This window comes from Collinsella sp. AM31-2AC (assembly GCF_003469285.1).
GTDB lineage: Bacteria > Actinomycetota > Coriobacteriia > Coriobacteriales > Coriobacteriaceae > Collinsella > Collinsella aerofaciens_AT.
Genome location: NZ_QSJB01000005.1, coordinates 105,846 through 123,394, shown reverse-complemented (window position 1 = coordinate 123,394; position 17,549 = coordinate 105,846). Strand labels below are relative to the sequence as shown.

At 61.9% G+C, this 17,549-nt stretch carries 15 protein-coding genes and 1 tRNA gene; 6 read left to right on the top strand and 10 right to left on the bottom strand.

The window, feature by feature from the left end; genetic code table 11:
- Nucleotides 1-20: 20 nt before the first annotated feature.
- The 10 genes from DW796_RS03645 to aroF all read right to left on the bottom strand — a co-directional run bounded on the left by DW796_RS03645 (nt 21) and on the right by aroF (nt 10,040).
- Complete coding sequence (locus tag DW796_RS03645; RefSeq protein ID WP_118094280.1) at nt 21-1,022, bottom strand: hypothetical protein; 1,002 nt, start codon at nt 1,020-1,022, stop codon at nt 21-23.
- On the bottom strand, nt 1,022-1,471 hold the full coding sequence (locus DW796_RS03640; protein ID WP_118094279.1) for a DUF4869 domain-containing protein: 450 nt from the start codon (nt 1,469-1,471) through the stop codon (nt 1,022-1,024). Before DW796_RS03640 ends, DW796_RS03645 begins: the two co-directional genes overlap by 1 nt.
- 128 nt (nt 1,472-1,599) lie before the next feature.
- Complete coding sequence (gene aroQ, locus DW796_RS03635) at nt 1,600-2,037, bottom strand: type II 3-dehydroquinate dehydratase (protein ID WP_099431841.1); 438 nt, start codon at nt 2,035-2,037, stop codon at nt 1,600-1,602.
- Between the two features lie 64 nt (nt 2,038-2,101).
- Nucleotides 2,102-3,352, bottom strand: a complete 1,251-nt coding sequence (locus DW796_RS03630; RefSeq protein WP_118094278.1) for a shikimate kinase — start codon at nt 3,350-3,352, stop codon at nt 2,102-2,104.
- Nucleotides 3,353-4,498 (bottom strand): prephenate dehydratase, encoded by a 1,146-nt coding sequence (pheA, locus tag DW796_RS03625; protein ID WP_118094277.1) that lies wholly within the window; start codon nt 4,496-4,498, stop codon nt 3,353-3,355.
- A gap of 43 nt (nt 4,499-4,541) precedes the next feature.
- Complete coding sequence (aroC, locus tag DW796_RS03620) at nt 4,542-5,639, bottom strand: chorismate synthase (protein WP_118094276.1); 1,098 nt, start codon at nt 5,637-5,639, stop codon at nt 4,542-4,544.
- 1 nt (nt 5,640) lies between these two features.
- Entirely contained in the window at nt 5,641-6,960 is a 1,320-nt protein-coding gene (aroA, locus tag DW796_RS03615; RefSeq protein ID WP_118094275.1) for a 3-phosphoshikimate 1-carboxyvinyltransferase, read from the bottom strand.
- Nucleotides 6,954-8,060, bottom strand: coding sequence for a 3-dehydroquinate synthase (gene aroB / locus DW796_RS03610; protein WP_118094274.1), 1,107 nt, complete (start codon nt 8,058-8,060; stop codon nt 6,954-6,956). Before aroB ends, aroA begins: the two co-directional genes overlap by 7 nt.
- A gap of 36 nt (nt 8,061-8,096) precedes the next feature.
- Complete coding sequence (locus tag DW796_RS03605) at nt 8,097-9,011, bottom strand: prephenate dehydrogenase/arogenate dehydrogenase family protein (RefSeq protein WP_117820546.1); 915 nt, start codon at nt 9,009-9,011, stop codon at nt 8,097-8,099.
- A 3-nt stretch (nt 9,012-9,014) separates the two neighbouring features.
- On the bottom strand, nt 9,015-10,040 hold the full coding sequence (gene aroF, locus DW796_RS03600) for a 3-deoxy-7-phosphoheptulonate synthase (protein WP_117716665.1): 1,026 nt from the start codon (nt 10,038-10,040) through the stop codon (nt 9,015-9,017).
- 204 nt (nt 10,041-10,244) lie between these two features.
- Here aroF and DW796_RS03595 point away from each other — a divergent pair.
- The 6 genes from DW796_RS03595 (at nt 10,245) to DW796_RS03570 (ending at nt 17,486) form a co-directional block, all read left to right on the top strand.
- Nucleotides 10,245-10,321: transfer RNA gene (locus DW796_RS03595), tRNA-Arg, on the top strand.
- A 76-nt stretch (nt 10,322-10,397) separates the two neighbouring features.
- Nucleotides 10,398-13,115, top strand: a complete 2,718-nt coding sequence (locus DW796_RS03590; RefSeq protein WP_118094273.1) for an HAD-IC family P-type ATPase — start codon at nt 10,398-10,400, stop codon at nt 13,113-13,115.
- 103 nt (nt 13,116-13,218) lie between these two features.
- On the top strand, nt 13,219-14,361 hold the full coding sequence (locus tag DW796_RS03585) for a zinc ribbon domain-containing protein (protein ID WP_158550965.1): 1,143 nt from the start codon (nt 13,219-13,221) through the stop codon (nt 14,359-14,361).
- A gap of 107 nt (nt 14,362-14,468) precedes the next feature.
- On the top strand, nt 14,469-15,011 hold the full coding sequence (locus tag DW796_RS03580) for a peptidylprolyl isomerase (RefSeq protein WP_117842713.1): 543 nt from the start codon (nt 14,469-14,471) through the stop codon (nt 15,009-15,011).
- A gap of 11 nt (nt 15,012-15,022) precedes the next feature.
- On the top strand, nt 15,023-16,327 hold the full coding sequence (locus tag DW796_RS03575; RefSeq protein ID WP_233539649.1) for a tetratricopeptide repeat protein: 1,305 nt from the start codon (nt 15,023-15,025) through the stop codon (nt 16,325-16,327).
- Between the two features lie 127 nt (nt 16,328-16,454).
- Nucleotides 16,455-17,486, top strand: coding sequence for a rod shape-determining protein (locus tag DW796_RS03570; RefSeq protein WP_006236061.1), 1,032 nt, complete (start codon nt 16,455-16,457; stop codon nt 17,484-17,486).
- Nucleotides 17,487-17,549: the final 63 nt, after the last annotated feature.

Below are 17,549 nucleotides of genomic sequence, written 5' to 3'. Positions count from 1 at the left end.
CTTGCCCCCCCCCGCCGTATCTAGTCTGCCCTCAGGCACTCGGGCAAGACGCTTGCAACTGCATCCATCGCCGGCGGCTTTAGGTACTGCTCGTTGAGTTTCGCCTTTCTGTAGGCGTAGCGAGTGTCTGCCGAGTACTTGATCAATACGTCGGTGAAGAATCGCTCCCAGCTTAGGTAGTCGCGGCTTTCGATATAGCTCGAAGGATCCTTGAGAATTTTTGGAATGTCGTTACTGGGAATGAGGTCAGATTGCAGAAGTGTCCACTCAAATGATTCCGGGAGGAACAAGCGAACGTTCTTGTAAACGCGCTGTCCGATCACCTTTTCGATGTAGGGACCAAATGCTGCGCCGTCTCCAATGGCAAGAACGTTTTGCTCGGGGCATTCGTGAATTGTCCGCTTTAGATTTGCTACGCCGGTGGCGGTATAGCAGGGGATCCCGAGCCGGTTGCAAAGAACGTCGTAGAATTGATAGCCAGATTTGCTATCCTCGACAACTACGGCGTCGGGTACCTCGAATCCAACATTTAGATCCTGATACAGCATACTTGCTGTGTGGTCATATAGCGGTTTGGTCACCGAGTAGAAGCGCCTGTCGCTCTTGCGGCCATTGATTGTTTTACTTGTCGTGTTGACTAACTTCAGGATCTCATCAACGCTGTAGGGGAGCTCGTTGGCATCGCGACGAGATATCAGAACAAAATAGTTGGACGAGCCGTTTACGGCTTTGGCGAAGTCCTTTGAGTAGATAAACTCGTTGCCCTCATCTAGAAAGACGATTGAATCTTCGATGATCGACAGCTCGCGCTCCCAGCGTCTGCCGGAAAGCGTTTCGCAAGGTACGTCGCAGCTGAGTGCAACGCCGCTTTCCGGTCCTCGGTCGTTGTAGTCGCGAATCATCGAGATGAGCGTCGTTTTGCCCGTGCCGCTGTTGCCGCGTATAAAGGAAATATTGCGCTTAAACGTGAGTGTGTATTTGACCTTTGCACGCTCTACGACAACGGTATGCGTTCCCTTCATTACTCATCAACATCCAAAAAGTCATTCGTGGCGCCGACAAACTCCTGCATGTTTCTAACGATGCGGCCATCGTTATTGATGCGAATCTCAAAGCTCTTCCAGGGGAATTTCATGATGTGGTATAAGGTCACCAGCACATCCTGCTCTTTGCCGATCTTGAGTAGCCAGCGGGCACAGTTGTCTCCGCAGGTGGATGCGTTGAACACCATATTTGGGAGATTGCGCACCAGCAGCAGCGTCTTAACGCCGCCGGACAGTTCGAGTGGAGTGATTGAGCCCAGCTGCTTGCTTACGATGTTGTGGGGACCGATGAGCTCTGATCCGTCCACGCTTTTAATAATCTGTGCGGCCATAGGGTCTTCGAACCATGAGTCCAAGTATGAGTTCCTAAAATAGGTTTCGGTATCGTAGATGGAACCGGGGTAATCCCCCAGGTGAATGCTCAGCATGTGGGTCTCCAGACGTAGTGTGACTGCAACGATTATATGCCAGTAACAAAATGCCGGCAGCAGCGAGGTGCTGCCGGCGCTGGAGTTTTGTTCGTGTGAATCGGTGCTAATGTATTGATCCGCGAGGCTTACTTTTCGAGATGCTCTTTCAGCAGCTCCAACGCGTGGGCGTAGCCCTTCAGGCCCTCGCCGGTGATGGTGGCAAAGCAGGCTAGGCGTGCATAGCTCACCTGACGGAAGTCCTCGCGGGTCTCGACAGCGCTGATGTGGACCTCCACAGCCGGGATGGCGACGGCCTTGAGGGCGTCAAGGATTGCCACGCTGGTGTGCGTGTAGGCTGCCGGGTTGATGACGATGCCGTCTACCTTGCCGTAGGCCTCCTGGATCTTGTCGACGATGCTGCCCTCGTGGTTGGACTGGAAGACCTCGACCTCGTCGAAGCCCTGCGCGGCACCTGCCTCCTGGCAGATCTGGACCAGGCGGTCGTAGTTGTCACTGCCATAGATGCCCGGCTCGCGAATGCCGAGCATGTTGAGGTTGGGGCCGTTGATGACGAGTGCTTTCATGGTTGCTTCCTTTGCGGTTGGAAAACCACCACAAAGGTGCCTGTCCCCTTTGTGGTGGTTTTGGTTAGAGAGCGGATGGGAGGGTGTCGAGGAGGGCTTGGGCGGTGTTGGCGGCGCAATCGCGTGAGTCGATGATGTAGTCGGCCCAGGCGCGGTAGCGTGGCATGCGCTGCTTGGCCAGCTTGTCGATGCCATCGCGGGCGGTGATGGGGCGACCCTTGTGGGCGAGTTCGTCGAGCTTACGGTTGAGCATCGCGATCTGGCTGTTCTGGTGCAGCAGCGGGTAGTTCTCGTCGCGTGTGACCACGCCGCCGCCGGTGGAGAGCACCAGGCCGCTGCGCTTGGAGATGTCGGCCAGCGCAGCCGTCTCCTGTTCGCGGAAGGCCGCCTCGCCGCGCTCGACGATAAAGTCGGCACAGGGCATGCCCAGACGCTCCTCGAGCGCGCGATCCAAGTCGATGTGCTCGCGACCCGTGAGCTGGGCGATCTGCTCGCCCACGCGGGTCTTGCCCGAGCCCGGCATGCCAATCAGCGCGATGTTCTGCTCGCGGCGGGACAGACGCTCCGTTACGTCCAAGATACGCTTGCGCGGGGTAGCTTGGCCGGTGTAACGCTCTACAGCCTGTGCCGCCTGGGCAACAAGCATGAGCAGGCCGCCGATGCAGGGGATGCCGCGGCGCTCGGCCTCGAGCATCAGACCCGTGCGGGCGGGGTTGTAGACAATGTCGATGACGCCCTCGAGCGCATCGAGGCCTTCGAGCGTGCAGGGAGCGTCGGGGCAGTGGGGGAACATACCGGCGGGCGTGCAGTTGACGAGCAGCGTTGCATCGGACTGCTGAGCGATGTTGCTGTAATTGACCTCGCTCGTGCGACCCACGGGTACGACGATGGCACCCAGATCTCCGAGCACCATACTGGCCGTAGTACCCGCGCCACCGGTGGCACCGAGCACGAGGGCCTTCTTGCCGGCAACCTCTACGCCCAACTCCTCAACTAGGCACTGAAAACCGAAATAGTCAGTGTTGTCACCGCGCAGGCGGCCGTCGGGCAAGCGTGTGATGGTGTTAACGTTGCCCATGCGCTCGGCCAGCGGGCTCAGCTCGTCCAGGTATTCCATGACGGCGCGTTTGTAGGGGATGGTCACGTTGGTGCCTTCCCATTCGTTACCCGTCATAAAAGCCTCAAGATCTTCGGGCTCGCGCTCAAATCGCACGTACTCAAGCCCAGCGAGCTCTTTGTAGATGGTCGGGGTGTAGCTGTGGCCCAGCACACGGCCCAGCACGCCGTAGGGACGGGTTGCGGCGGTATCGGTCATCTAGAGCACCTCCGTGTAGCTGCCAAAGTAGGTGAAGCTCTCGCACACGTCATCGATGGAGTCGAGCAAGTCGTCGAGGGCCTTGCTACCAAAGGGGCAGTCCAGGTCAAAGTAGAACATAAACTCAAAGTCATGCCCGGGGATGGGACGGCTCTCGAGCTTGATGAGGTTGATATTGAGCGCGTAGAAACGCTCGAGTACGCGATAGAGCGCGCCCGGCTCGTTGGCCGTGGTAATCATAAGCGAGGTGCGGTTGGCACCGGGGTAGACGCGTGGCTCGCGGCTGATGACGACAAAGCGCGTGTAGTTGTTGTCCGAGTCCTGGATGTTGGGCTCCAGCACCTCCAGACCATAGAGTGCCGCGCAGCTGCGCGATGCGATGGCGGCAACATCGGTGCGCTCGGAGCTGGCGACCATCTCGGCCGACATGGCGGTGTTGGGGTACTTGGTGGCGTGCAGGCCGTGCGCCTCGATAAAGCTAGCGCACTGCGCGATGGCCTGACCGTGGCTGTAGACCTCGCGTATGCCCGCGAGCTTGGTGCCGGGCTTGACGAGCAAGTTGTGGTCGATCTTGAGGCGCAGCGAGCGCACGATATGGAAGTCGAACTGGGCGAGCAGGTCGTAGACGGCGTTGACCGAGCCGGCGGTGGAGTTCTCGATGGGCAGCACGCCAAACTCGCAGAAGCCATCGCGCACAGCGCGCATAACGCCTTCGAAGGTCTCGAAAAACGCGATGTCGGGCACGTCGAAGAGTTTGCACGCGGCGATCTGGCTATAGGCACCTTCCACGCCCTGGCAGGCAACGGTAGCCGTTTGAGGGAAGGCCGTGTCGGAGGCTGCAGCCGTGGCGTGGGCCTTTTGCGAGACGGTGATGCCCTTGAGCTCGTTGATGTAGCGCTGCTGCTCGGCCTTGCTCATGCTCATGAGGAGACGGAACAGGGTGATGGTCTGCGCCTCGTAGCGCTCGGGCGCGCGGCTGGCGAGGTTGTTGAGCTTGGAGCGCTCACGGGCGGGGTCGAAGACGGCCTTGCCCATCTCGATTTTTGACTTGGCGACCTCGGTGGCAATGTCCATGCGCTCGACAAAGCTGTTGAGGAGCGTGGTGTCGATGCCATCGATGGCCTGGCGGATGTCAGCAAGGTCCATGGAGACCCCTTTCACGTGTCGGGGGATGTTGAGGGGTGGGTAGTTAGCGCTGGGCGGCGTCTTCGAGGAGGGCGTCCCAGATGGCAAGAGCGGCGGCTGCCTCGGCTACGGGGACAGCTCGGGGGACGATGCAGGGATCGTGGCGGCCGTGGACCGAGAGCCCGGCATTTTCCATAGCGTCCATGTCCACCGTCTGCTGCTCGCGGCCAATGGAGGGCGTCGGCTTTACGGCCATGCGCCACATGACGGGCGCGCCGGTCGAAATACCGCCCAGGATGCCGCCGGCGTTGTTGGACTCGACCTTGATCTCGCCGGTCTCGGCATCGATGCGATACGGATCATTGTTCTCGCTGCCGCGCATGGCGGCCACGGCAAAGCCCATGCCAAACTCCACGCCCTTTACGGCGGGAATGCCAAACGCGATTTGCGCGATGCGGTTCTCGATGCCGTCAAACATGGGGTCGCCGATGCCCGCGGGAAGCCCATAAATGCCGCACTCCACGATGCCGCCGATGCTGTCGAGTTCGTCGCGTGCGGCTAGGATCTCCTCGCGCATGCGGCCGGCTGCGGCGGCGTCAATGCAAGGAAGATCGTTCGTAAGGATCGCCTTGCGGTCGGCCTCGCGATAGACCATGTCGTCCATCGGCAGGTCGGAGATGCCGCCGATCTGCGCGACGTGCGCCATCACGTTAATGCCGCGGGCCTCGAGTGCCTGCAGCGCAATGCCGCCGGCAATGCACAGGGGTGCCGTTAGGCGGCCAGAGAAATGCCCACCGCCGGCGACGTCGTGCATGTTGTGATACTTCACGCGCGCCGGAAAATCCGCGTGTCCGGGGCGGGGCTTGCGGCGCAGCTCGGAATAGTCCTTTGAGCGCGTGTTGGTGTTCTCGATAATCGCGGCGATGGGTGCTCCCGTGGTATGTCCATCGACCACACCGGCGATGATGTGGGCGGCGTCGGCCTCGCGGCGTTTGGTCGCGGTCTCGTCGCGACCGGGGGCACGACGGTCAAGGAAGGCCTGCAGCCGCTCCTGGTCAACAGCGATGCCCGCCGGGATGCCATCGAGGGAGCAGCCGATGGCGGGGGAGTGCGACTGGCCGAAGATGCTTAAGTGCAAGACGTTGCCAAAGGTCGAGGACATGCTATTCCTCCTCGAGTGTGACCTTGCCGCCCAGCAGGCGGTAGTGGTCGAAGAAATCGGGATAGGACTTGTTGACGGCCTCGGCGCCGTGGATCACGACCTCGCCGGTGGCGCGGCTCGCGGCGATCGCGGCCATCATGGCGATGCGATGGTCGTTGTGCGAATCGACTTCGCCGCCGGTGAAGGCATCGACACCCTTGATGATGAGGTCATCGCTGGCAATGCGCACCTGCGCGCCCAGCGCGGTGAGCTCGCGGGTGGTCGTGACCAGGCGGTCGGATTCCTTGATGCGCAGACGGGCGCAATCGCGGATAAAGGTGCGGCCCTGCGCCAGCGAGGCTACGGCCGAGATGACGGGCACCAGGTCAGGAATGTCGTGGGCGCTCATCTCAAAGCCGGCGAGCTTGTCGGACTTCACGGTGGCGGCGTTGGTGGAGCGCACGATGCGGGCGCCAAAGCGCGAAAGCGCGGCGAGCACGTTTCGGTCGCCCTGCGCGGAGCTCAGGGATACGCCCTCCACGGTGATGGGGTCGGCGCCGATAGCGCCGGCGCACAGCCAAAAGGCGGCGTTGGACCAGTCGCCCTCGACGGCTACGCTGCCGGGCGTGCGGTACGAGCCGCTGCTCACGCGGAAGTTCGTGACTTCGGGCTGGCCGTCCTTGGCCGGAATACGCTCGACGTTGACCTCGACGCCAAAGGCCTTCATGGCCTGGATCGTCAGGTTGATGTAGGGACGGCTCTCAATGAGGCCGGTTACCTGCACGCAGGAGGGCTGGGCCAGCAGCGGGGCTGCCAGCAGCAGGCCGGAGATATACTGCGAGCTCACGTTGCCCGGAAGCACAAAGGTGCCCGGGCGCATGCGTCCGCTCGTCTTGAGCGGAAAACCGCCCAGACCCTGTAGGTCGCAGCCGGCGGCGATGATCTCGTCCGAGAGCGGGGAGAGCGGGCGGGCGCCCAGGCGGCCCTGGCCTACGAAGGTGGCATCCGCACCCAGCGCGCAGGCGACAGGCAGCATAAAGCGGAGCGTGGATCCACTTTCGCCGCAGTCAAGCGTGCCGCCGGCAAGGGCCTTGAGCAGGCCAAACTCAACACTCTTCATGGTGGGGTGGACCTGGAAGCCGTCCTCGACGGTCTCGATGCGAGCACCCAGGGCCGTAAGGCAACGCACCGTAGCCTCGATGTCGGCGCAGGTGGTATTGCAGGTGACGTGTGTCTCGCCGTTGGCAAGCGCAGCGCAGATGATGAGGCGATGCGCCATCGACTTGGACGCGATGGCGGGAACGGTGCCCTTGAGCGGGGACGGGGTGATGCGGGCTAGCATGCGGAAGCGTCTCCCTTCTGGCCGAGGCCCTCGGCAATTAAATCGTGGAAGGTGGAAAGCGGCGTGCGGTCGATGCTGCAACGGCCAATGCCGTGCGGAATTACCAGGTCAATCGTGTCACCGGCGCGCTTTTTATCGTGCAGTGCTTCGGCAAAGACGGCGTCGGCCGAAAGCTCGCAGCGGGTCTTGAGACCGTGGCGTGCGCAGAGCTCCTCGATGCGGCCCGGCAGCTCGGCGTCGCAAATGCCGTGCAGGGCCGCGGCGCGCGTGATGATGCCCATGCCGATTGAAACGCAGTTGCCGTGTCCGAGCTCAAAGTGCTCGCAGGCCTCGACGGCGTGCCCGGCGCTGTGTCCAAAATTGAGGAGCTTGCGCTGGTTGGTTTCGCGCTCGTCGGCGACGACCACGGCGCGCTTGATGTCGATGTTGCGGGCGATGATGAGTGCTACGCGGGCCACATCGCGGTTGAGCAGCTCCAGCGTGAGCGGGGTCTTCTCCAGCTCGGCGAAAAGCTCCGGGTCGGCAATCACGGCGTGCTTGACGACCTCGCCGCAGCCGTCGGCGAACTGCTCGGGCGTGAGTGTGGCCAGACACCCCACGTCGGCGATAACCACGCTCGGCTGCCAAAAGGCGCCGGCCAAGTTCTTGCCGGCAGCCAGATCGATGGCGGTCTTGCCTCCCACCGACGAATCCACCATGGCGAGCAGGCTCGTGGGGATCTGCACAAACTTGCAGCCGCGCATGTAGGTGGCGGCCACAAAGCCCGCCACGTCGCCCACGACGCCGCCGCCGAGTGCCACGATCACGTCGGAGCGCGAAAGCTCGTGCTCGGCCACAAACTCCAAAATGGCAACGTAGGTCTCGGCGCGCTTATGGGCCTCGCCGGCCTCGAAGGTGCAGATGCTCACCTCGTAGCCTGACGCCTCCAGGCTCTGCTTAACGGGTATCTGGTAGAGCGGGCCCACGTTGGTGTCTGTCACGATGACGGCGCGGGTGCCGCCGGCGGTGGCGCGCACAAGCGGCCCCGCCTGCTCCAGCAAAAACGTGCCAACATGCACCTGGTAGGGGCGTGCAGTGTCGATATCGATGGTAATCGCCATAAGCTTCGGTCCTTTCGACCTGGCGTGATGGGTTGTCTAGTGGGAGGCCTCGTCGTCGAGTGCGCGCTTAATGCGGTCGCCCTCGGCAAGGAGATTCTCCAGATAGCGCTGGTCGCGGTCCTTGAGCGCGCGGCTGTAGGCGCCAAGCGATTCGATCAGATGGTCGATCTCGAAGGCGAGCGCGTCGGCGTCGTCGATCATGAGCTCGGACCACATTTGCGGGTTGAGGTGCGCCACGCGGGTGAGGTCGCGGTAGCTGCCGGCCGAAAAGCCGTGGTGGACCTGAGCGGTCGGGCTCTTAACATAGGCGTTTGAGACGACATGCGCGAGCTGGCTCGTAAAAGCGATGACGCGGTCGTGCTCGGCGGCGCTGGTCACGCTGAACTTGCCAAAGCCCAAGGGGCGCACCATCTCGCGCACCTGGCCTAAAAGCTCCAGCTTGAGCGCATCGTCCACTGCGGGCGGCACGAGCACGAGTGGGGCGCCCTGGAACAGGTCGGCGCGGGAATGCGCGTAGCCCGAGAACTGCGTGCCCGCCATGGGGTGCGCGCCCACAAAGTAAAAACCGTGCTCGCGGGCAAGCTCAAAGGCGCGCTCGCACACGATGCCCTTGACGCCTACGGTGTCGATCACCACGGGGCCCATGATGGCCTCGGTGTCGGTGGCGTCGGCGAGTGCCTGGGCGTGCGCCTCGAGCCACTCGATGCAGGCCTCGGGGTAGCATGCCAGGACGATGATGTCGCACTCGCCGAGCGTCTCGTCGTTGAGCTCGCCGGCAACGGTGCCCATGCTGGCGGCCGTCATGACGTCGTCATCGGGGTCCCAGGCCAGCACACGGACGCCCGCCTGCGCATAGCCGCGGGCAAAACTGCCGCCGATGAGGCCCAGGCCCACGATGCCGGCGCACTTGGGGCCACCCTGGTTAACGCGTGCGTTTCTCACCGTGCCCATGGGCTACTCCTGAACGGTTTCTTGGCAGACGACCTCGCGGATGGCGCGGATGCGGCGCATGGTGTCGTCGAACTGGTCGGGGGTGAGGGCCTGAGCGCCGTCGGACCAAGCATGGCTCGGGTCGTCGTGGACCTCGATCTCCAGACCGTTGGCGCCGCAGGCGGTCGCCGCGAGCGCCATAGGCTCAACGTAGCGGGTGTAGCCGGTGGCGTGGCTGGGGTCGGCAACGACGGGCAGGTGCGACAGGTGGTGGAGCACCGGCACGGCGTTGAGGTCGAAGGTGTTGCGGGTGCGGGTCTCGAAGGTGCGGATACCGCGCTCACACAGGATGACGTTGTCGTTGCCCTCGCTCATGATGTACTCGGCAGCCATGAGCAGCTCGTCGACGGTGCCGGACATGCCGCGCTTGAGCAGAACCGGGGTCTGCGTCTTGCCGACCTCCTTGAGCAGGGGGAAATTCTGGGCGTTGCGAGCGCCAATCTGCATGACGTCAATCTTCTTGTCGAGGAAGACCTGCACGTCGCGCGGGTCCATGATCTCGGTGACGATCGGCATGTCGAGCTCGGCGGATGCCTCGCACAGCAGGTCCAGACCGGCGGGGCCCATGCCCTGGTAGGCGTACGGGGAAGTGCGGGGCTTGTAGGCGCCGCCGCGCAGCATCGTGGCGCCGGCTGCCTTCACGCGGCGGGCGATGCGGATGAGGTTCTCGCCCTCGACGGAGCACGGGCCGGCGATGACCTGGAACTGGTCGCCGCCGATCTTGACGCCGTGGCCGCAGTCGATGACGGAGTCCTCGGGGTGGAACTTGCGGTTGGCGCGCTTGAACGGCTCGGAGACGCGCTGCACGCGCTCGACGACGTCCATGGACTCGAGCAGGAATGGGTCGATCTTGGTCGTATCGCCCACCAGGCCGATGATCGTCTCGTTCTCGCCGCGCGAGACGTCGGTCTTCAGGCCCTTTTTCTCAATCCAGCTGACGATATGGCTGACGGCCTCGTCGCTGGCGCTCTGCTTTAAAATTGCAATCATGGTGTGCCTCTCACCTCGATGGATAACCCTTGCAAAAACGGCCCGCATCGCGAGCCGTGTATATATGGTGCATGAGAGTTTATACTATCTGATTCGCTTTTGCCTTCTAAAGTGAGCCGTTGCGCCGCGTCTTCCCCGGAATTGCAAAGCTTTTTCTTTTATTTTGATAGCCCGTGGTGCACTTGGGTATAATGCCAAACGTTGGCCCTATTAGCTCAGGGGATTAGAGCGTCTGCCTCCGGAGCAGAAGGCCGTTGGTTCGAATCCAACATGGGGCACCATCGAACGTGAGACCGTCCGAACCTCGCATGGTCCGGGCGGTTTTTCTTATACCGACGCGACGTGATGGGACGTGGTATGGCAGCAACGGATATCGAGCGCGGACTCTCGACCGCCGAGGTCGAGGAGCGCATCGCCGCCGGTAAGATCAACCGCAACATGGAGCTCAAGACCAAGTCGGTCAAAGAGCTCATCATCGAGAACCTCTGCACGCTGTTCAATTTGATCAACGTGATTTTGGCGTTCCTAGTCATTTTGACCGGTTCGTTTAAGAATCTGACGTTCCTGTTCGTAGTGTTCCTCAATACTGCTATTGGCGTCATCCAGTCCATGCGTTCCAAGAAGATGGTCGATAAGCTCACGCTGCTGACCTCCAAGAAGGCCATTGCGGTGCGCGACGGCGCCGAGGTGGAGCTCGACCTGGACCAGATCGTGCTCGACGATATCATCCGCCTGGGGCGCGGCGACCAGATTCCCGCTGACGCCGTGGTGGTTTCGGGCGAGGCGCTCGTGAACGAGAGCCTGCTGACGGGTGAGAGCGACCTCATTAAGAAACAGCCCGGTTCCGAGCTCATGAGCGGCAGCTTTATCGACTCGGGCCTGCTGCGCGCCCGCGTGATCCATGTCGGCGCCGACAACTACGTGGCCAAAATTAATAACGAGGCGAAGTACGTCAAAAAGGTCAATTCCGAGATCATGAACGCGCTTAACGCCATCGTGCGCTTTGCGAGCATCATCATGATCCCGCTCGGTTTGGCGTTGTTTGCCTCGAGCGTGAGCGAGCTGTGGGATGCCGCGGGAACCCCAGGCAATAGCGCGCTTTCGTGGTGCTTCTCCGAGCTGTTGGCTGGTCATGTGCCTTCGTCGGCGCTGCTGTCCACGGTGGGCGCCCTGCTGGGCATGATCCCGCAAGGCCTGGTGCTGCTGACCTCGTCGGTGCTCGCCATCGCCACGGTGCGCCTGGCCCGCCGCAAGGTACTCGCGCAGCAGCTCTACTGCATTGAGACGCTCGCGCGCGTCGACGTGCTGTGCCTGGACAAGACGGGCACCATCACGTCGGGCCGCATGGAGGTCGAGGGTACCTATCCGCTGCCGGTCGAGGGTATGGGTGCGGGGGAGGGCGACGCCGCCGTTCCCGTCGATACCACGGTGCTCGATTTTGCGCTGGCTAACGTCGCACGTGCGACCTCGGCCGATGCCAACGAGACCTGTCAGGCGCTGCTCAACTATTACGCCGACCGTCCGGTCGAGGTGTCCGAGCCGCTGTCGGTCATTCCGTTCTCGTCTTCCAAAAAGTGGAGCGGCGCGTCGTTTGCACAGGGCTCATATGTGATGGGTGCGGCGCAGTTTGTGCTCTCTGATCGTGCGTTTGCCCAGGTCGAGAACCGTGTCGCCGAGCTTGCCGATACCTGCCGCGTGCTCGTGGTGGCGCGCGTTGACGGCTTTACGCCCGATGGCGATATGGTGGGCGAGGCCGAGCCCGTGGGCTTTGTGACCATACGCGACGAGATCCGTACCTCGGCGGCCGAGACCATCGGCTACTTTAACGAGCAGGGCGTGACTCTCAACGTGATCAGTGGCGACGACCCGCGTACGGTGTCGTCGATCGCGCGCGTGGTGGGCGTGCCGGGGGCGGACGCTTATGTGGACGCCACGACGCTCGATACGCCGGCCAAGCTCGATGCCGCAGTGGACCGCTACCATGTCTTTGGTCGTGTGACCCCGCAGCAGAAGCGCGAGCTCGTGCAGGCGCTCAAGCGCCGCGAGCACACCGTGGCCATGACAGGCGACGGCGTCAACGACGTGCTGGCGCTCAAGGAGGCCGACTGCTCCGTGGCCATGGCGGCCGGCTCCGATGCCGCGCGTAACGTGGCCGAGATCGTGCTCGTCGACAACGACTTTGCCTCGATGCCCGCCGTGGTGGCCGAGGGCCGTCGCTCCATCAACAACCTGCAGCGTTCGGCTTCGCTGTTCCTGACTAAGACGCTGTTCTCGATGGGCCTGGCGGCGCTGTGCATCGCACTGCCGCCGTACCCTTTCGAGCCGATTCAGATGACGCTCATCAACTTCTTCTGCATTGGCGCGCCGGGCTTTGTGTTGGGCCTGGAGCCCAACAATGCTCGCGTGAAGGGGTCGTTCCTGACGAACGTGCTCAAGCGGGCACTGCCGGCGTCGCTTGCGGTCATTTTGGCCGCGGCGCTCGATATCTTTGTGGCGCGCGTGTTCGGCTTTAACCAGCTCACGCTGTCTACGATGTGCCTACTTACGTCGTGCGCGGCGAGTGTCAGCCTGATCTGGCGTATCTCGCAGCCCCTCACGCCCTTACGTGTGGCGCTCTTTGTGTTTGTAGTTGCCGGCATCCTGACGGGCGTTATCGGATTCCCGAAGCTGCTGTCTATTGCCAACCTGTCGATGGGCCAGATGGTTATCTTGGCTGTCATCGTGGTCATCACCTGCTCGGTGTTCTTTAAGCTCGCCACGATGATGGATTCGCTCAAGCCGCGTCGTCGTCATGCCGCAACTGGTTTTGGCCGCGGTGTGCGCGTCCGCTTGGGTCGCGGTGGCGGCAAGGTGAGCTCGACGGGTTCGACGGCCGAGCGTTTTGCCAAGCGCGTCGCCGCCGACATGGCGCAGCGCCGCGAAGCTCGCACCGTTCGTGAGGCCGAGGCCCGCGCACTCGAGGGCGTGGCCCAGGCCCAGCCCAAGAAAAAGAAGAGTACCGGAGTCAAGCGCTCCCGCGTAACCAAGTCCGCCCAAGGCATCAAAGTCTCGATGCCGAGCAAAAAGAAGAAGTAACTACGCGCCCTGGCGATGTTGAATTGGTGCCTTGCTCCTGTGGGGCCTTGGCGATGTTATGCTCTAACCTCGATTGTTTGAATTGCTTCGAAAAGAGGATGCCGTGATCTGTCCGCATTGCCTTAAGACCATCGAGGACGGCGCCTCGTTCTGCCCCTACTGCAACGCCTATGTGGGTCCGGGCGATGGTCCCGAGCACACCGAGTTCGTGTTCTGTGAGGGCTGCGGTGCCCGTCTTTCTCCGCATGATCGTACGTGCCCCAAATGCGGACGCCCCGCTCCGGGTATCCTCTCCGAGGACGCGGCCGCATCCGACCTGGCAGCGGGCCGCACGGCGGGCTTTCCGCGCCTAACGCAAGAGCAGATCGATACCGAGGTGCCGCATGCGCCGGCCTCTGCCGCTGCGGTGCTTTCGGACGCCGCCGACCCCAATGAGACCTGCGTGCTGCCGGCTTTCGATAAGGATTTCGGTATCCCCAAGGTCGATATTCCCATGCCCGTTTCCCTGCATGACGATGCTCAAAAACCCAAGCGCAAGGTGCACCCCGACGAGGACGCCTATCACAAGCACAAGCGTCATATTCCCAAGCCGCTTATCGTCATCGCGGTCCTTGCCGTCGTTTGCGGCGGTGCCTATTGGTTCGTGACGACCGATCCCATGGGTGTCATGCCCGGCTTCTACGACCAGTTTGGCCAAGCTGCACAAACCACCTTCCCCACGCGCCAAAAGGGCGAGGCGACTGAGGACGATACCAAGCAGGGCGATTCTGCCGAGGTGGTCCAGGAAGAAACCGTGCTCACCGATGATCAGCTCTATACCAGGCTCGACGGTCTGTATCAGACCATCGTGTCCTACGCTGACGAAGACCAGATCGGCGAGGTCATCGATTCCTTTAACAACGGCTATCTCCGAACGCCGCTGTCCACCCGTCAGGAGCTGTCGCAGAGTGCCTACGCCCTGCGCGACCAGATCAAAAAGACGCAAGATGAGCTCAACAACCTTAAGTACCAGGACGATTCGGTCTATGCGGATGACATCGCCCACTTAAAGCAGCTTGCCGAGTGGATGTATGAGCGCGTCGACGTGATCTGCCAGAGCTGGGATATTTCGCTGGCCATTCCCGATGGCGAGTCGATGAGTTCCCACCAAAGCGAGATCCTGGCGCCCATCGCGCAGGGCGGCAATAGCGCGCTGAACCAGTACGATGCCAATGTGGGTTCCTGGAAGCCGCAGCAGCGTTCCTAAAACTAGTTCGCCATAGTCGGCATAACCTACGTGCGCAATTGATGTAAGCCCGTGCTTATTGCTACAATTCGTACAAATATGCTTTAAACGCACGAGGAAGGAACCACATGTTTGGTTTTAAGAAAGAGCTCTACACGCCCGAGTATCAGCTTGTCGGCGACGAGTGCGCCGTAATCGAGACGTCGAAGGGTGCCATCAAGGTCAAGTTTGACGGCGAGGGCGCTCCCATTCATGTCGCGAACTTCTGCGAGCTTTCCACGATGGGTTTCTATGATGGCCTTAAGTTCCATCGCTATGTGCCCGGTTTTGTTATCCAAGGTGGCGACCCCAATACCCGCGACATGTCCGGCGCCGACGTCGCCGCCGGTCTTGAGGGCCCCGACGGCATGCCCGGTACCGGTGGCCCCGGCTACTGCATCAAGGGCGAGTTCGCCACCAATCCGCGCAACAGCCATGTCGATGGCGCCCTTGCCATGGCACGCTCCATGGACCCCGATTCCGCGGGTTCGCAGTTCTACTTCTGCCTGGGCGCCCAGCATAACCTCGATTCCGGTTACACCGTCTTTGGTACCACGGTCGAGGGTCTCGATGTGATTTCGCAGCTGCGTGCCGGCGACGAGATCGTCCATGTCGAGATCGTTCACGAGTAAAGGGGACTTCCTTGAATAGCCAGCTGATCCAACAGGGCCGCGCCGCTTACCGCGCGGGTGATTTTTCCGCTGCAGCCCAGATGCTTGGGGCGGCAAAGACTCCCGATGAGATTATGGGCGAGGCAGATCACCTTCGTGGCAACGCCTTGATGCACCTGGGCATGTATGCCGAGGCCGCCGAGGCCTATGCCGCCGCCCTCAACGACGGCACCTACGGCAAGCGCGGCGCGCTGCTCACCAACCGCGGCAAGGCGCTTGCCGCCGTGGGCGACTACACGACGGCCGCTCAGGCGTTCTCTGCTGCTACGCAGGATGCTTCCTATGCCACGCCGTTCAAGGCCTATCTGGGCCTGGGCAATGCGCTGTTCCAGTCGGGCGACTATGCCAACGCAGGAACCGCCTTCCGTCAGGCTGCCATCGACGGTGCCAATCCGGCTCCTGCCGCCGCACTCGGCGAGCTCGGTCGTTGCTTCATTAAGCTCGGCCGTCCGGCGGATGCCGTGGAGACCTACCGCACGGCTATCGACTTCGCCGGCCCCCGCGACGACACGCGTGCGCTCAACGCCGGCATGGGTCAGGCGCTTTCTGCCGCCGGCCGTCCCTCCGACGCACTCGACGCCTTTAACGCCGCTACTGCCGATGACATCTACCAGCTCACCTCCGAGCAGGCCGATGAGCTTGCCCGCGTGCAGGATTCGCTTGCTGCGCTGTCTGCCCAGACGGCTATGGCCACGGCTCCGGCGCCCGCGATGGACGCTCCTGCCGTCGATCCGCTCGATCCTACGGGCGCGACCGGTCAGTTTATGCCCGATCCCTCGGACACCGGCTTCTTTACGCTGTCCGAGTCCGAGATGGTCCAGCAGGACCGTCAGGATCGTAAGCAGGCCAAGGTCCGTCGCCGCCATCGCCACACGGGCCTCAAAGTCTTCATCGTGCTGCTTCTGCTCATTTTGATCGCCGCGGGCGGTCTGGGCTTTGCCTACACGCGCGGCTTTGGCTTCCCGTCTCAGGAGTCTGTCGTTACCGATCTGTTCCAGGCTGCCGGTGACGGTGACACCGCAAAGGCCGAGTCTTGCCTGGCCTCGAGCCTGTCCGAGGACGCTAAGTCGATGATCATCTCCTCGATTCCGCAGGGTGCCACCGTGTCCGTCGAGGGCATGGATCAGTCCATGACCGAGACGACCGCTAAGGTGAAGGCATCGCTGTCCAAGGGCGGCGAGCAGGAGTACACCGTCAAATTCGTGCGCTCCGACAATCATATCGGCTGGGCCGTTTCTTCGCTCGATATGGATTTCTCGGCTGCTGACAACCAGTAGTGACCTTATGGGATTTAGCTTTGCCCGGCGCTTCACCGCAAGTGAGGTGCCGGGCTTGCGCTAGTATGATGAGCTAGTAGTTTTCCAGCAATCATCCAACACATCAGGAGTTGCGTTGTTTTCTTTGATGGATATGTTCTTCGGTAGCTATGCGGGCGATCTTGCCATCGACCTCGGCACCGCAAATACGCTTGTCTCCGTGCGCGGCAAGGGCATCGTCATTCGCGAGCCCTCCGTTGTCGCCATCGACAAAAACGACGAGCGCATCCTGGCGGTCGGTATCGAGGCAAAGCGCATGCTCGGCCGTACGCCCGGCAACATCGTGGCCGTTCGTCCCCTGAAGGACGGCGTCATCGCCGACTTCGATGTTACCGAGGCCATGCTTCGCTACTTTATCGATAAGGCGTCCGAGAAGCGCTATCCGTGGACTCCGCGTCCGCGTGTTGTCGTCTGCGTTCCCTCCGGTGTCACGTCGGTCGAGAAGCGCGCTGTCTTTGAGGCCACGATCCAGGCCGGTGCCCGCCAGGCCTATCTGATCGAAGAGCCTATGGCCGCCGCTATCGGCGCCGACCTGCCCGTCGAGGAACCCACCGGCTCCATGGTCATCGACATCGGCGGCGGTACCACCGAGGTCGCTGTTATCGCTATGGGCGGCATCGTCGTCTCGCAGTCCATCCGTATTGCCGGCGACGAGTTCGATCAGGCCATCCTCACGCACGTTCGCGATGCCTACAACCTGGCCATCGGCGAGCGTACGGCAGAGGACATCAAGATCAAGGTCGGCTCCGCCGTGCCGCTCAAGGACGAGCTCGACGTCGAGGTCAACGGCCGCGACGTGATCACCGGTCTGCCCAAGACCGTGCGCATCGAGAGCGAGGAGATTCGTCGCGCGCTCAACAAGCCGCTCGACGAGATGGCCAAGGCCGTCAAGGACGCACTCGACGCTACGCCTCCCGATCTTGCCTCGGACCTTATGTACTACGGCATTTTGCTGACCGGTGGCGGCGCGCTGCTGCGCGGTCTCGACGTGCGCCTGCGCGATGAGACCGGCGTTTCGGTCAACGTCAGCCCCACGGCGCTCGATAACGTTGTTAACGGCTGTGCCCGCGTGCTCGAGGCCAATGCGTTTGATGGCGGCTTCGTCCAGACCAATGCTTAATTTCCAAAAGGTGGATTCCATTTGGCACGATCTTCGGGTTTCTCCACAAATCTGAATACCAAG